This window comes from Streptomyces sp. NPDC004435 (assembly GCF_042873895.1).
Classification (GTDB): Bacteria; Actinomycetota; Actinomycetes; order Streptomycetales; family Streptomycetaceae; genus Streptomyces.
On the sequence record NZ_JBIAMB010000006.1, the window covers coordinates 45867 to 59641 of the forward strand.

Annotated in this window: 12 protein-coding genes; 5 read left to right on the forward strand and 7 right to left on the reverse strand. The window is 74.3% G+C overall.

Annotated features, from left to right (window positions below):
• Positions 1-73: 73 nt before the first annotated feature.
• Positions 74-1225: an RCC1 domain-containing protein gene (locus ACFYT9_RS12410; protein WP_389162785.1), complete on the reverse strand. Its 1152-nt coding sequence runs from the start codon at positions 1223-1225 to the stop codon at positions 74-76.
• A gap of 17 nt (positions 1226-1242) precedes the next feature.
• Positions 1243-2460: an RCC1-like domain-containing protein gene (locus tag ACFYT9_RS12415; RefSeq protein ID WP_389162788.1), complete on the reverse strand. Its 1218-nt coding sequence runs from the start codon at positions 2458-2460 to the stop codon at positions 1243-1245.
• Between the two features lie 699 nt (positions 2461-3159).
• Here ACFYT9_RS12415 and ACFYT9_RS12420 point away from each other — a divergent pair.
• From ACFYT9_RS12420 to ACFYT9_RS12435, 4 genes are all read left to right on the forward strand, one after another.
• On the forward strand, positions 3160-3678 hold the full coding sequence (locus ACFYT9_RS12420; protein WP_389162791.1) for a hypothetical protein: 519 nt from the start codon (positions 3160-3162) through the stop codon (positions 3676-3678).
• Between the two features lie 201 nt (positions 3679-3879).
• Positions 3880-4899 (forward strand): hypothetical protein, encoded by a 1020-nt coding sequence (locus ACFYT9_RS12425; RefSeq protein ID WP_389162793.1) that lies wholly within the window; start codon positions 3880-3882, stop codon positions 4897-4899.
• A gap of 21 nt (positions 4900-4920) precedes the next feature.
• Positions 4921-6312 (forward strand): hypothetical protein, encoded by a 1392-nt coding sequence (locus tag ACFYT9_RS12430; protein ID WP_389162796.1) that lies wholly within the window; start codon positions 4921-4923, stop codon positions 6310-6312.
• A 111-nt stretch (positions 6313-6423) separates the two neighbouring features.
• On the forward strand, positions 6424-7590 hold the full coding sequence (locus ACFYT9_RS12435) for a four-carbon acid sugar kinase family protein (protein WP_389162799.1): 1167 nt from the start codon (positions 6424-6426) through the stop codon (positions 7588-7590).
• A gap of 3 nt (positions 7591-7593) precedes the next feature.
• Here ACFYT9_RS12435 and ACFYT9_RS12440 read toward each other — a convergent pair whose 3' ends face one another.
• The 5 genes from ACFYT9_RS12440 to ACFYT9_RS12460 form a co-directional block, all read right to left on the reverse strand.
• Positions 7594-8238 (reverse strand): response regulator, encoded by a 645-nt coding sequence (locus ACFYT9_RS12440; protein WP_376600975.1) that lies wholly within the window; start codon positions 8236-8238, stop codon positions 7594-7596.
• On the reverse strand, positions 8229-9416 hold the full coding sequence (locus ACFYT9_RS12445; RefSeq protein ID WP_389162801.1) for a sensor histidine kinase: 1188 nt from the start codon (positions 9414-9416) through the stop codon (positions 8229-8231). Before ACFYT9_RS12445 ends, ACFYT9_RS12440 begins: the two co-directional genes overlap by 10 nt.
• Positions 9417-9426: 10 nt before the next feature.
• On the reverse strand, positions 9427-10086 hold the full coding sequence (locus tag ACFYT9_RS12450; protein ID WP_376600971.1) for a DedA family protein: 660 nt from the start codon (positions 10084-10086) through the stop codon (positions 9427-9429).
• 147 nt (positions 10087-10233) lie between these two features.
• Positions 10234-10854 carry a cysteine hydrolase family protein gene (locus tag ACFYT9_RS12455; protein WP_389162804.1) on the reverse strand — a complete coding sequence of 207 codons (621 nt, stop codon included), beginning with the start codon at positions 10852-10854 and terminating at the stop codon, positions 10234-10236.
• Positions 10855-10969: 115 nt separating this feature from the next.
• On the reverse strand, positions 10970-12013 hold the full coding sequence (locus ACFYT9_RS12460; RefSeq protein ID WP_389162807.1) for a GlxA family transcriptional regulator: 1044 nt from the start codon (positions 12011-12013) through the stop codon (positions 10970-10972).
• A 133-nt stretch (positions 12014-12146) separates the two neighbouring features.
• Between ACFYT9_RS12460 and miaB the strand changes: the two genes are divergently transcribed.
• Positions 12147-13676, forward strand: a complete 1530-nt coding sequence (gene miaB / locus ACFYT9_RS12465; RefSeq protein ID WP_389162809.1) for a tRNA (N6-isopentenyl adenosine(37)-C2)-methylthiotransferase MiaB — start codon at positions 12147-12149, stop codon at positions 13674-13676.
• The last annotated feature ends 99 nt before the right edge of the window (positions 13677-13775 follow it).

Genomic DNA, 13775 nt, shown 5'->3' on the forward strand with positions numbered 1-13775 from the left:
TGAGGCGGCGGGGCGGGCCGGTACGCGAGGTGGCGCCGTCACGTGGGAGTGGCGTCGTCACGTGGGGTGGGGATCAGTACGCGTAGCTGGACCGGCCCACCACGGGGGTGGAGACCCGTGTCGCGCCGCTGCCCTCCGGCAGGGCGGTGACCGGGACGGTGGAGTCGGTGGTGGTGGCGTCGCCGAGCTGGCCGATGGTGTTCTCGCCCCAGGCGAGGACGGATCCGTCGGCGCGGACCGCGACCGTGTGGGCGTAGCCGCCTGCCAGGCCGGTGATGCCGTCGAGGCCGGGGACCGGCACGGGGGTGGTACGGGAGACGGTGCCGCCGTCGCCGAGCTGGCCCTTGCCGTTCCAGCCCCAGGCCCGTACCGAACCGTCGTCCAGCACGGCGAAGGAGTGGTAGCCGCAGGCGAAGAGCCCCGCCACCCCTTCCAGGTGGTGCACGGTGACCGGGGACGACGAGGCCGTGGTGGTGTCGTCGCCGAGCTGCCCGTCGGTGTTGTAGCCCCAGGCGCGGACGGTGCCGTCGGCGAGCCGGGCGAGGGTGTGGTGGCAGCCCGTGGAAACCTCCACGACCCCGGCCAGGCCGGGGACCCGCCGGGGAGTGCTCCGGTTGTCGGTGCCGCCGTTGCCGAGCTGGCCGTGGTCGCCCTTGCCCCAGGTCCAGACGGTGCCGTCCTCCCGGAGGGCGACGGCGTGGTGGCAGCCCGCGGCGATCTCCTTCACCCCGGACAGGCTCTGGACCCGGACCGGCCGGCCCGCGGAGGCCGTGGTGCCGTCGCCGAGCTGCCCGGACTGGTTGGAGCCCCAGGCGAGGACCCGCCCGTCGCGGAGGGCGTAGCCGGACTCGAAGCCGGCGGCGACCTCAGTGACGCCGTCGAGTCCGGCCACGGCGGCCGGGAACGGCCGGGAGACGGTGGTGCCGTCGCCGAGCTGTCCGGCCGTGTTGCCGCCCCAGGTCCGGACCGTGCCGTCGGTGAGGAGCGCGACGCCGAAGGCGGTGGCGTTGGTGCCCCCGCCGCCGGACAGCTCCCGGACGGCGTCGCGGGCGAGGCCCTGGACGGCGGCCGGGACCTGCCGGTCGGCGGTGGTCCCGTCGCCGAGCTGGCCGCCCGCGTTGGCCCCCCAGGCCCGTACCCATGGATCACGGGGCTCGGCGTGTGCCTGGCCCGCGGCGAGGAGGGCGAGCGCGGCGGCGGCCGCGCGGACGAGGACGTACCTCATGGGGAGCACGCTCCCGCTCAGTACGCGTACGTCGTGTTGCCGCCCAGCGAGACCGCCACGTCCTTGACCGCCGAGCCCTCGTCGAGGATCTTCACGGACTCGAAGCGGGAGACGGTGGTGCCGTTGCCGAGCTGGCCCTCGCCGTTGTGGCCCCAGGCGAAGACCTCGTCCGCGGTGACCGCCACACCGTGCCGGGCGCCGGCCGCGAGGTGCTGGACGCCCTCCAGGCGCGGGATCTCGACGGGGGCGGTGCGATTGGTGCGGGAGACGTTGTCGCCGAATGCCTCGTCGCCCTCCAGGAGCTGGCCGTACTGGTTGTTCCCCCAGCCCCAGACGTGGCTGTCGCTGGTCTTGACGTAGTTGTGGAAGGCGCCGGCCTCGATGTCGGAGACGTCTTCCAGCCAGTCGACGTCGACCGGCACGGTGGAGGACTTGGTGGAGGAGTTCCCGAGCTGCCCGTAGAGGTTGTAGCCCCAGGACTTCACGGTGTTGTCGGCGGTCAGCGCCAGGGCGTGGTGGCAGCCCGCGTCGATCGAGACGACGTCGGCGAGGCCGGTGACCTGCCGGGGGACCGAGCTGGTGGCGCGGTTGCCGGTGCCGAGCTGGCCGTGGATGCCGCGGCCCCAGGCGTACACCTTGCCGTTCTCCAGGAGGGCGAGGCTGAAGTCGCAGCCGGCCGAGATCTGCTTCACCTTGGGCATGCCCTGGACCCGGTCGGGGACGGTGCGGCTGTCGCCGGTGCGGTTGTTGCCGAGCTGTCCGTAGGCGTTGTCGCCCCAGGAGTAGACCTGGCCGGAGGTGTCGAGGGCGAGCGCGTGCCTCCCGCCGGCGGCGACGTCCTTGACGTTCGTCAGCCGGGGGACGGTGGTGGGCACCGTCTGGTTGGTGTTGCCGCCGTTGCCCAGCTGGCCGGAGGAGTTGTGGCCCCAGGACTTCACGGTCTTGTCGGTGCGGGCGAGCGTGAACGAGTCGGCCGAGGAGGTTCCGCCCGCGGAGACCTGGTCGACGTCGCCGCGGAAGAGGCTGGTGACGGAGGACGGGCTGAGGCTGTCGGCGAGGGTGCCGTTGCCGAGCTGGCCGGTGCGGCCCGCGCCCCAGCTCAGCACGGTCGGATTGCCCTCGTTGGCCGTCGCGGACGGAGCGAGGGCGAGGGGTACGGCTCCGAGGGCGGCGACCGCCGTCAGCGCGGCGGCCCGGTACGCACGGGTACGGCCGCCGGATCGGGTTCGGGACATGGCTCTGCTCTCCTTCGTGGGGGACAGGGGGGAGCGCGGGCGCCGGTGTCGCGACCCCGCCCGGGACGGCGGGGCCACGGACGACCGGCGTCCGGACGTCATGTGGGGTGTCGTGCGCGGCCCTTGGGCATGGCGGGCCCACGGCCGGTGCGACGGCCGGGAACGAGCCGTCGGGCACAGGAGCAGCCTGTCCGAAAACGATCACCGCAGCGAGCCGGAATCGCCGAAACACCCTTCCGACGGACGGCCGTTCGGGGAGCCGGGAGAGGGGGCGCGCACGCCTTCCGCAGTGAACGCGCCGCCCGCGCGGAACCCGGGCCGGCCCGCGCCCGGGCGCCCGCCGAACGGTGCCGCCCGCCCGCCGATCGGCGTCGTCCACCCGGGTGAGACCCCCGTCGGGGCCGGGCGGCCCCCTTCACCCCCGTACGCCGGGATGCATCCGGACGGGTGCCGCCGCCGGGCGGCGCGGCCGACCCGCCGCCGGAGCGGCCGAGGCCCCCTCCGGCCGGTTCCGAACGCGCTCCGCCGAAGTGGTGAGCGGCCTTCCGGAGGGGCGCCGCGCCGTGTGTCCTGTCGTGGCGGCGGGGTCCGTCCGGTTAGCGTCGGAAAGCGCTCGGTGATCTTGAGGGCAGTTCCCCCTGCCCGCCCCTGGCCCCCGGCCGAGCCGCCAACTCACCCCTGTCCCAAGGGAGTTTCCGCATGCCCGTGTCCACGGCACCCGTGTGCCGCCGTACCGGCGCCACCGTCCTCACCGCCTTCGTCCTCGCCCTCGGACCGGGCCTCCCGGCCGCCCTCGGCGGGCCCGCCGCCGCCCCGGCGTACGCCGCCGAGTGCAAGCCCGAGGACCAGGCGTGCCTCGACAAGGAGGCCAACGAGAAGGAGGCCAAGGAGATCGAGGAGCAGCAGAAGAAGACCCAGGAGGCCGCCGGGAAGGCCGACAAGGACATCCAGGCGGCCGGCGACAAGCTCAAGGAGTGCCCGCCGGAGTCGTCCTCCTGCATGGGCAAGCTGACCGGCGGCAAGGGCGCCGCCGAGGAGAAGGGCATCGAGGAGATGACCGCGACCATCTCCACGAACCGCCCCGAGCCGGCCGACAACGCGGCCCAGGCCGTGACCTCGACCTGCGACTCCTTCCCCGCCTCGCTGCCGAAGGGCTCCACCGACCCGGGCGGGTCCCCCTTCCCGGTCGACCAACTCTGCTCGCTGCTCGGCCCGTAGAGCCTGCTCGGCCTGTAGAGCCCGCTCAGCCCGTAGAGCCTGCTCGGCCTGTAGAGCCCGCTCAGCCCGTGGGGTCCGCTCAGCCCGTAGAGCCTGCTCGGCCCTCCTCCTTCCCCTCCCTCGTCTGCTCCCCCCTCCAGCCCCCGTCCTCTCGTCCCTCCCCTCCCTCCCCTCCCTCCCGTCCCGAAGGGATCCTCCGTCATGCACTCGCGCCGCCGTCCCCGCGCGCCCCGCACCGCCGCCGGCCGCACCGCGCTGCCCGTCCTCGCCGCCGTCCTCGGCCTGGCCGCCTCCCTCACGCCCACCGCCCTCGCCTCCCCGGCCCCCGTCGAGGAGGGCCCGGGCGAGATCCCCGTCCCGCGGGCGCTCACCGCCGACGGGCGGCCCGCGAAGGTCGCCGACGTCCTGGAGTACTGCGGCACCGGGCGATCCGCCTGCACCTTCGCGATCGACCCGAAACAGGACCGCGAGTACGCCACCGCCGTGAAGTCCCTCGGCAACGCCGTGGTCAACTGCACCACCAGCGACATGAGCGTCGACCGGACCGTCGCCCTGCGCACCGGCAGCACCGACAACATCGGTGGCGAGATCTCCGGAAAGGTCACCGCCGAGGGCACGGTCAGCGCTTCGGGCGAGGTCACCACCAACCTCTCCAACGACATCACCAGCGAGAACAAGACCCCCAACCTCAAGGACGGCCCCACCTCCACCAACGGCACCAAGACCACCGTCGCGGGCGGCGCCAAGGTGGCCGGCTCGATGAGCGCCAAGCTCGCCTTCGAGGCCGCCTTCAAGGCCACGTACTCCAAGTCCTGGACCATCGAGAACACCGAGACCACCACCTACAAGACCACCGTGAAGCCCTACGACATGCTGGTCTTCGGCGCCAGCGCCGCCATGCGCCGGGTGGTCGGCAGCCTCGTCGCGGACACCGGTCAGCGGATCATCGGCATCCGCGTGGACAGCCCGTCCATGGTCAACACCAGCAGCTTCGTCGCCCAGACGTACGCCGTCCCCGACAAGCTCTGCGGCCGCAAGCGCCCCGCCCAGGACACCGCCCCCGACGGCGACAACACCACCCCGGCCCCGCCCGGCGGCCTGCGCCACGCCCCGGCGGCCGAGGTCCCCGCGGCCGAGGTCCCGGCGGCCCGCGCGGTACCCGCGGGCGCCGAGCCGAAGCGCGAAGTCGTCCTCCCGGCCGCCCCCGCCGACCGGCCCTGACCAGAGAGGAGAGACCCATCCATGTCACGCCCCACCCTCCTCCGCGCCGGCCTCGCCGTCCTCGGCTCCGCCGGCGTCCTGCTGCCCCTGGCGGCCCCCGCAGCGGCCGTCCCCGTCGCCCCCGCCGCGCAGCCCGTCCCCGTGCTCAACGGCGACTTCGCCGACCCGGTCATCAAGGGCGACGGCCCCACCACCGTCGGCATCGACTCCTGGACCGGCTCCAACCAGCGCTACTCGCCCACCGCTTCGGGTCGCACGGACGGCTCCCACGGAGTCGCCCTCCAGAAGGACGGCAACACCCTCCAGCAGCGGCTGCGCGGAGTGCGGGCCGGAGCGGAGGTCACCGTCGCGTACGAGGACAGCCCGGCCGTCTCCAAGGAGTGCACCGGCGATCAGGTCGCCGGCGGGCAGCCGTACACCGTCCAGGGCTCTGGCGGCACGCTCCGCGAGACCACCACCGCCGGCGAGCCGGGCCGCTCCAAGGGCACCCCGGGCAAGGGCGTCTGGACCGCCCGGTCCTACACCTTCACCGCCGGGGAGAACGAACCCCTGCTCACCTTCACCTCGCGGGTCACCGACACCAAGACCCACGTCACCTGCACCCCGATGATCGCCCGGATCCGCGCGACCGAGGTGCCGAACGCCGTCGACAAGACCGTCGGCAAGACGGTCCTCGGCACCTCGGAGGCGTACAAGGGCAACGACCGCGAGTCCACCCTCCACAACGCCGCCGCGGCCTGCAACGGCGAGAACGCCTGCGTCTTCCGCCCCGACACCCGCGCCTCCTTCCGCTACTACGACCGGGCCAGGGTCGTCGGCGAAGCCTTCGTCAACTGCACCCGCAACGCACTGGAACACACCCGGCTCGTCTCCTTCGCCGAGCGCAGCCACGACAGCGTCGCCCAGACCTACGCCGACGCCGGGCTCGCCCTGAACGAAGTCGCCCGACTGCCCACGACCGGCGTCCGCGACGAGGACGAGAAGCGGCTCAAGGAGCGCCCCATGGCCACCCAGTTCGGCCTCGCATACGAGAAGACCTGGCAGCGCCCCTGGCAGTGGTTCAGCAGCGACCAGCGGACGGTCGTGGAACGCGTCCAGCCCGGCGAGGTCAGCTGGATCGAGCTCCAGCCGAGCCGGGAGCGCGTCGAGGGCTGGTTCCTCAGCAAGAAGGACGACTACCGGCTGCACGCCGTGATCGACGGCCCCTCCCGCGCGGTCCCCGACCGGCTGCTCCAGCGCACCGGCCCCATGTCCGAGGCGGAGAAGCAGCGTTGTGCCTCCAGCCGTCCGATGACCACCACCCCGGTCGGCGCGGACGCCCCCGCGAGCAGCAGCGACAAGGGGCTGGTGAAGACACCGGCGCCGACCGCACCGGGAGCGCGGGCGGTGAGCAGGACGCATCTGCTGGACTGATCTGTCGGAGCGGTCCACTGGACCGATCCGCTGGACTGAACGGATCACGACGGGTGAGGGTGGACCGACGGCGTACGCCGTCCCCGTCCGTACGACCCGAGGAAGCCGCCGATGCGTCCCACCCCGTCCGTCGCCCCGCCCCGCGTGGCCGTCCTCGCCGACGACCTGACCAGCGCGGGGGACGGGGCGGCGCCCTTCCGCCGGGCCGGGCACCCGGCCCGGGTCCTGCTCTCCGGCAGCCCCCTCGCGGGCCACGGGCAGGAGGACGGGGTCCTCGCCGTGGACCTGGGCAGCAGGCTCCTCGACGAGACCGCGGCCGGGGACCGCACCCGGGAGGCGGCCCGCGCCCTGGCCGGCGCGGGGCTGCTCCTCAAGACCGTCGACTCGACCCTCCGCGGACACCTGGCCGCGGAGATCCGCGCCGCGCGGGAGGGCTCGGGCCGGCCGGCGGTGGTGATCGCCCCGGCCTTCCCGGCCGAGGGCCGCACCACCCGCGACGGCGTCCAGTACGTGCGCGGCGTGCGCGTCGACGAGAGCGAGTTCGCCCGCGACCCCGCCCACCCCGTCAGGACCGCCGACCTCGCCAGGATCCTCCCCGAAGCGGTCCTCGTCGGCCCCGACCGGACCGACGGACTCCCCGAACTCCTCACTGAGGGAGGCCTTTTCGTCTGCTCCGCCGAGACGGACGCCGACCTCGACCGGCTCGTCGCCGCCGTCCCCGACCACCGGGCCGTCCTGTGGGTCGGTTCCCCGGGCCTGGCCGCCGCCCTCGCCCGCCACCACGCCCTCCCGGCCCTCGCCGCCTCAGGTGAACTCCCGCCCGCCGTACGTCCGCTGGTCGCCGTCGGCAGTGCCAACCCCGCCACCCGGAGGCAGCTCGCCCTGCTCGCCGCCGAGCCGGGCGCGGTCAGCGCCGACGCCCCCGAGGGACTGCGGACGGCCGACACCCTCGTACGCATCCTCCACACGCCCCACGAACGGCGGGCGGATCCGGCCGAGTTGACCCGGAGCCTCGCCGCCTCCGTGGCGGCGCTGGCCGGTCACGCCCCCTTCGACGGGCTCGTGCTCACCGGCGGCGAGACCGCCGAGGCCGTCCTGCGCGCCCTCGGAGCCCACGGCATCGACCTCCACGACGAGCCCGAACCCGGCATCGCCCGCGGCACCCTCACGGGGCCCGGGGCCGTCCCCCGCATCCCCGTCGTCATCAAGGCGGGCGGCTTCGGCGACGACCGCGCCCTCCTCCGCCTCCACGCCCTCCTCACGGCGAACCCCGCCTGACGGTCACGCCTCCAGATACCGCAGCACGGCGAGGATCCGGGGGCTGTGACCCTCGGTCCCGCGCAGCTCCAGCTTGTCGAAGACGGCGTTGAGGTGCTTCTCCACCGCGCTCAGCGACAGGTGCAGCCGCCGCGCGATCGCCGTGTTCGTGTACCCCTCCGCGAGCACCTGGAGCACCTCGCGCTCGCGCGGGGTCAGCCGGGCCAGCGGATCGGCGTGTGCGCTGCGGACGACGAGCTGCCGTACGACCTCCGGGTCGATCGCCGCGCCGCCCGCGTGGACCCGCTCCAGCGCGTCGAGGAACTCCTCGACCTGTGCCACCCGGTCCTTCAGCAGATAGCCGACCCGCTCGGCGCCGGACGCGAGCAGCCGGGCCGCGTAGCTCCGTTCGACGTGCTGCGAGAGGACCAGGACGCCCGTCCCCGGCAGCCGTTCGCGGATCTCGACGGCGGCCCGAAGCCCCTCGTCGGTGTGGGTCGGCGGCATCCGGATGTCGACGACGACCACGTCGGGGCGGCGCGCCTCCGTCTCGGCGACCAGCGTCACCGCGTCCCCGAACGCCCCGACGACCTCGTGCCCCTCCTCCGCGAGCAGACGGGCGAGACCCTCCCGCAGCAGCGTCGAGTCCTCGGCCAGGATCACACGCACGGCAGCTCCGCGACGATGGTGGTGGGTCCCCCGAGGGGGCTGTCGACGCGCAGGACGCCGTCGAGCGCCGCGACCCGCCCGCGCAGCCCGGTCAGGCCGCTGCCCGCCGGATCGGCGCCGCCCCGGCCGTCGTCCTCGACGCGCACGGTCAGCGGAGCGCCGGGCGCCCCCGCGACCCGCACCGAGACGGCCGAGGCGGCGGAGTGCTTGGCCGCGTTGGTGACCGCCTCGGAGACGACGAAGTACGCGGCCGTCTCGACCGGGCGGGGGAGCGGTCCCGTCACCTCGTACGCGATACGCAGCGGCAGCGCGCACCGCTGGGCCACCCCGCCGAGCGCCTCCTCCAGGCCGAGGCTGTCCAGTGCCGACGGGTACACCCGCCAGGCCACCTCGCGCAGTTCGGCCAGCACCTCCCGTGCCTCCCGGTGCGCCTGCTCCAGCAACCCGGCCGCCCGCTCCGGATCCCGGGCGCCGCCCCGGCGCGCCCGGCCGATGAGCATCGCCAGAGCCACCAGCCGCTGCTGCACCCCGTCGTGGAGGTCCCGCTCGATCCGCCGCCGCTCCACGTCCACCGCGCGCACCACGGCCGCCCGGCTCACCGAGAGCTCGTCGATCCGGCGCCGCAGCAGCTCCCGCTCCGACGGCCCGAAGCGCTCCCTGGCCAGCCGGGCGTCGAGCGAGGTCAGCGCGGAGAGACCCTGGAGTCCGAGGAACAGCAGGACGCCCCCGAGGACGAGTTGGGTCAGCAGCTCCGCCGCCCCGATGCTCCCGCGCGCCACACCGCCGGCCAGCATCCCCGCGAGCACCAGGCCGAAGCCGAGCAGCGCCAGGACGACCCCGGACACCAGCCCCGACCACGACCGCACCGCCAGGTACCGGACCGCGCCCGCGTCGCCGCGCCCTCCCTCGTACGCCTCGGGGAAGCGGTCGCCGAAGAAGCCGGTCCGCCGCCTCCGCTCCAGCTCCCCGAGCCGGCGGGCGCCGGAGCCGAGGAGCCGGAGGGCGTACGACCGTGTGCGCGGCCACAGCAGGAAGGCACCGAGCGGAGCACCCGCGAGCAGCAGGTACGCCAGGCCGACCGGCGCCGTCAGACACCCGGCGAGCACCCCCGCGGCCCGCCGGACCCCCTCCCGCGCCCTCACGCCCTCGCCCCTGTGCACGCCCTCGCCCCCGTTCACGGCGTCCACCCTAGGGGCGCCGGTGGCGGGCCGCCCCGCGGGCCCGGAGCCGTACCGTCAGCCAGGTCGCGCCGGCCGCGAGGACCAGGACGAGGACGGCCTTGGAGGCCACGCCCACGTACGACTCGACCAACTCCCAGCGATCGCCGAGGGCGTAGCCGGCGAGCACGAGGACGGTGTTCCAGACGAGGCTGCCCACGGTCGTGAGCAGGAGGAACAGGGGGACGGGCATCCGCTCCACCCCGGCGGGCACCGAGATCAGGCTGCGGAAGATCGGCACCATCCGGCCCAGGAGCACCGCCTTCGTGCCGTGCCGCCGGAACCACGCCTCGGTCCGTTCCAGGTCCGTCACCTTCACCAGCGGCAGCCGCGCCCACAGCGCGTGCATCCGCTCCCGGCCGAAGAGCGCTCCGATCGCGTACAGGGCCAGCGCGCCCACCACCGAGCCGAGCGTCGTCCAGAACAGGGCGGAGGCGAGGCTCAGCACGCCCTGCCCGGCGGCGAAGCCGGTGAGCGGCAGGATCACCTCGCTCGGCAGCGGCGGGAAGAGGTTCTCCAGGGCGATGGCGAGCCCCGCGCCCGGCCCGCCGAGCGTGTCGACGAGACCGGCCGCCCAGCCGGCGATGCCACCGGCCGGCTCCTGGGCGAGAGCGGTCGGGTACGGCGTCATGAGCCCTCCAGGGTTCGGGAAGCCCGCCCGGCGGACCCGCCGGACGACTCCTCCCACCCTAGAAACCTCAGGTCACGGCCGGTATGCGCGTTCCCGCCCACTGCCCCTGCGGAAAACCGCGGGGGTGGTGGGCGGCGGAACGAGCCCTCAGGCGGGCAGGTCGGCGGCCGTCGGTACGACCACGGCGAAGACGTCCGTCAGGCCGGTCAGCGCGGCCCGCTTCAGTTCGGCGGCGGGCACGACCGTGCCGTCCGGCGCGGTGAGTGCCCGGGTGGCGGTGGCCTCGGCGACCACGGTCGGCCGGTAGCCCAGGTTGAACGCGGCCTGGGCCGTGTAGTTCACGCACATGTGGGTCATGAACCCGGCCAGCACCAGGTCCTTCCCGCTGCCGGCCGCGAAGCCGAGGCCCGTGAGGACCTTCTCCAGGTCGGTGGCGTGGAAGGCGTTGGGGTAGTTCTTCACCACGACGTGCTCGCCCTCGACGGGGGCCACCTCGTCGCTGATGGCGCCGATCGGCGCGGTGATGTCGTACGGGGAGCCCTCACCGCTGTCGTGCTGGACGTGCACGACCGGGGTGCCGGCCGCCCGGGCCCGGGCGAGGAGCCGCGCCGCTTCGGCGACGGCCTCCTCGGCGCCCTCCAGGGCCATGACGCCGGACCGGTAGGTGTTCTGGAGGTCGATGAGGACCAGGGCCGCCCCGGAGAGCCGGGCCGGCTCCTCGGACTGCCCGGAGAGGGAACGCAGGGGAGTGGAGGGGGTGACGCTCATGACAGGACCTTTCGTGATGAATCGATCAGGAGGAGGGCGCGGCGAAGCAGCCCGCCCCGCGGAGACGAGGTGGGGAGAGAAAAAGGGGGGAAACAGGGGGAAGCAGGGGCCGGAGTCAGTCCGCCCCCGTGCGGAACCGCCGGCGATAGGCCGCGGGCGTGGTCGCGAGCTGCCGGCGGAACGCCCGGTGCAGGGTCTCCACCGAGCCGAGCCCCGCCCGCGCCGCCACCTCGGCGAGCGGCGCGTCCGAGGTCTCCAGAAGGCGCCGGGCCACCTCGATCCGGGCGGCCTCCACATAGGCGGCGGGACTCGACCCCGTCTCCTGCGCGAAGACCCGGGCGAAGTGCCGCTCGCTCAGACACATCCGGCCCGCGAGCCGTTCCGCGGACAGGTCCTCGTCGAGGTGGTCCGCGATCCAGAGCCGCAGCTCGTCGATGTCCCGCCGGCCGGCCGCCGGACGGCTCAGCGGCACCGAGAACTGGCTCTGGCCGCCCTGCCGCTTCAGGTACATCACGAGCTGCCTGGCCACCGCGAGCGCGGTGTCCTCGCCCAGGTCCTCCGCCACCAGGGCGAGGGACAGGTCGAGGCAGGCGCTGATCCCGGCCCCGGTCCACAGCCGCCCGCGGTCCGTCCGTACGAAGATCGGATCGGGGTCGACGGCGATCGCCGGGTGGTCGGCCGCCAGCTGCGCGGCCGTCGACCAGTGCGTCGTCGCGGTCTTCCCGTCGAGGAGACCGGCCGCGGCCAGGACGTGCGCGCCGACGCAGACCGACGCCACCCGGCGGGCGTGCGGCGCGGTCTCGCGCACCCACCGCACGACCTCCGGGTCGAGCCGGGCGGTCACCCCGCCGCCCGGCGCCGGGTCCACCGCCCCCGGCACCAGCAGGGTGTCCACGTCCGCGCGGACCTCGTCGAAGCCGAGGTCCGCGACCAGCCGCACCCCCGCCGAGGTCCGTACCTCCCCGGCGCCGCCGGGCGCGGCGAGGCGCACCCGGTAGCGGGCACGGCCGCCCGCCTCCCGGTTGGCCAGCGCGAAGACCTCGGCCGGCCCGGTGACGTCGAGGAGGTCCACGTCGGGGAAGACCGCGACGACGACCCGGTGGACGGGGGGCTCCCCGCCCGGGCCCCCGGCCGCCGCGTCGGTACGTGTCTCGGACATGACCCCACCTTCGCCCGGCCCGCCCCATGACGGCAATGACGATTCCCTGTCACATCCGGACATCGGGGCGCCGCCGGGCACGAGCTCCGGAGCCCGGCCGGGAGCCCACCGGGGACCGCCTACTCTTGGATGCATGACCAGCAGCAGCGACCGGAGTCTCACAGTGGGCATCGAAGGACCGAAGACCTACGACATTCGCACCTACGGGTGCCAGATGAACGTCCACGACTCCGAGCGGCTCTCCGGTCTGCTGGAGGAGGCGGGTTACGTCCGCGCCCCCAAGGAGGCCGACGGCGCCGACGTCGTCGTCTTCAACACCTGCGCGGTCCGCGAGAACGCCGACAACAAGCTGTACGGCAACCTCGGCCACCTCGCCCCCATGAAGACCGCGCGCCCCGGCATGCAGATCGCCGTCGGCGGCTGCCTCGCCCAGAAGGACCGCGACACCATCGTCCAGCGGGCTCCCTGGGTCGACGTGGTCTTCGGCACGCACAACATCGGCAAGCTGCCCGTCCTCCTGGAGCGTGCCCGCGTCCAGCAGGAGGCGCAGGTCGAGATCGCCGAGTCCCTGGAGGCCTTCCCCTCCACCCTGCCGACCCGCCGGGAGTCGGCGTACGCGGCCTGGGTCTCGATCTCTGTCGGCTGCAACAACACCTGCACCTTCTGCATCGTCCCCGCCCTGCGCGGCAAGGAGGAGGACCGCCGCCCCGGCGACATCCTCGCCGAGATCGAGGCACTGGTCGCCGAGGGCGTCTCCGAGATCACCCTGCTCGGGCAGAACGTGAACGCGTACGGCTCCGACCTCGGCGACCGCGAGGCGTTCAGCAAGCTGCTCCGCGCCTGCGGCTCGATCGAGGGCCTGGAGCGGGTCCGCTTCACCTCCCCGCACCCGCGCGACTTCACCGACGACGTCATCGCCGCCATGGCCGAGACGCCGAACGTGATGCCGCAGCTGCACATGCCGCTCCAGTCCGGCTCGGACCCGATCCTGAAGGCCATGCGCCGCTCCTACCGCCAGGAGCGCTTCCTCGGGATCATCGAGAAGGTGCGCGCCGCGATCCCGCACGCCGCCATCTCCACCGACATCATCGTGGGCTTCCCCGGCGAGACCGAGGAGGACTTCGAGCAGACCATGCACGTGGTCCGCGAGGCCCGCTTCGCCAACGCCTTCACCTTCCAGTACTCCAAGCGTCCCGGGACCCCGGCCGCCGAGATGGACGGCCAGATCCCCAAGGCGGTCGTGCAGGCCCGCTACGAGCGCCTGGTCGCCCTCCAGGAGGAGATCTCCTGGGACGAGAACAAGAAGCAGGTCGGCCGCACCCTCGACGTCATGGTCGCCGAGGGCGAGGGCCGCAAGGACGGCGCCACCCACCGCCTCTCCGGCCGCGCGCCCGACAACCGGCTGGTCCACTTCACCAAGCCCGACGAGGACGTCCGCCCCGGCGACGTGGTGACCGTCGAGATCACCTACGCCGCCCCGCACCACCTCCTCGCCGAGGGCCCGACCACCGCCGTCCGCCGCACCCGCGCGGGCGACGCCTGGGAGAAGCGCACCGCCGCGGCCGCCGCCAAGCCGGCCGGGGTCCTCCTCGGCCTCCCCAGGATCGGCGTCCCGGAGCCCCTCCCGGCCGCCGAGATCCCGGCCTGCGGGGCGGCCCACTGAGAACGGCGGGAGGCCCGGGGGCGCCGGCGGCGGGCGACAGGCGTGTCCACCGGCTCCGCCCGGGCCGTCGGTTCGCTCGCGTCCACCGGGTCAGCCCCG

Coding starts and splice junctions, on each gene's coding strand:
- ACFYT9_RS12410 (WP_389162785.1), bottom strand. CDS start 1,225: ATGAGGTACGTCCTCGTCCGCGCGGCCGCCGCCGCGCTCGCCCTCCTC.
- ACFYT9_RS12415 (WP_389162788.1), bottom strand. CDS start 2,460: ATGTCCCGAACCCGATCCGGCGGCCGTACCCGTGCGTACCGGGCCGCC.
- ACFYT9_RS12420 (WP_389162791.1), top strand. CDS start 3,160: ATGCCCGTGTCCACGGCACCCGTGTGCCGCCGTACCGGCGCCACCGTC.
- ACFYT9_RS12425 (WP_389162793.1), top strand. CDS start 3,880: ATGCACTCGCGCCGCCGTCCCCGCGCGCCCCGCACCGCCGCCGGCCGC.
- ACFYT9_RS12430 (WP_389162796.1), top strand. CDS start 4,921: ATGTCACGCCCCACCCTCCTCCGCGCCGGCCTCGCCGTCCTCGGCTCC.
- ACFYT9_RS12435 (WP_389162799.1), top strand. CDS start 6,424: ATGCGTCCCACCCCGTCCGTCGCCCCGCCCCGCGTGGCCGTCCTCGCC.
- ACFYT9_RS12450 (WP_376600971.1), bottom strand. CDS start 10,086: ATGACGCCGTACCCGACCGCTCTCGCCCAGGAGCCGGCCGGTGGCATC.
- ACFYT9_RS12455 (WP_389162804.1), bottom strand. CDS start 10,854: ATGAGCGTCACCCCCTCCACTCCCCTGCGTTCCCTCTCCGGGCAGTCC.
- ACFYT9_RS12460 (WP_389162807.1), bottom strand. CDS start 12,013: ATGTCCGAGACACGTACCGACGCGGCGGCCGGGGGCCCGGGCGGGGAG.
- miaB (WP_389162809.1), top strand. CDS start 12,147: ATGACCAGCAGCAGCGACCGGAGTCTCACAGTGGGCATCGAAGGACCG.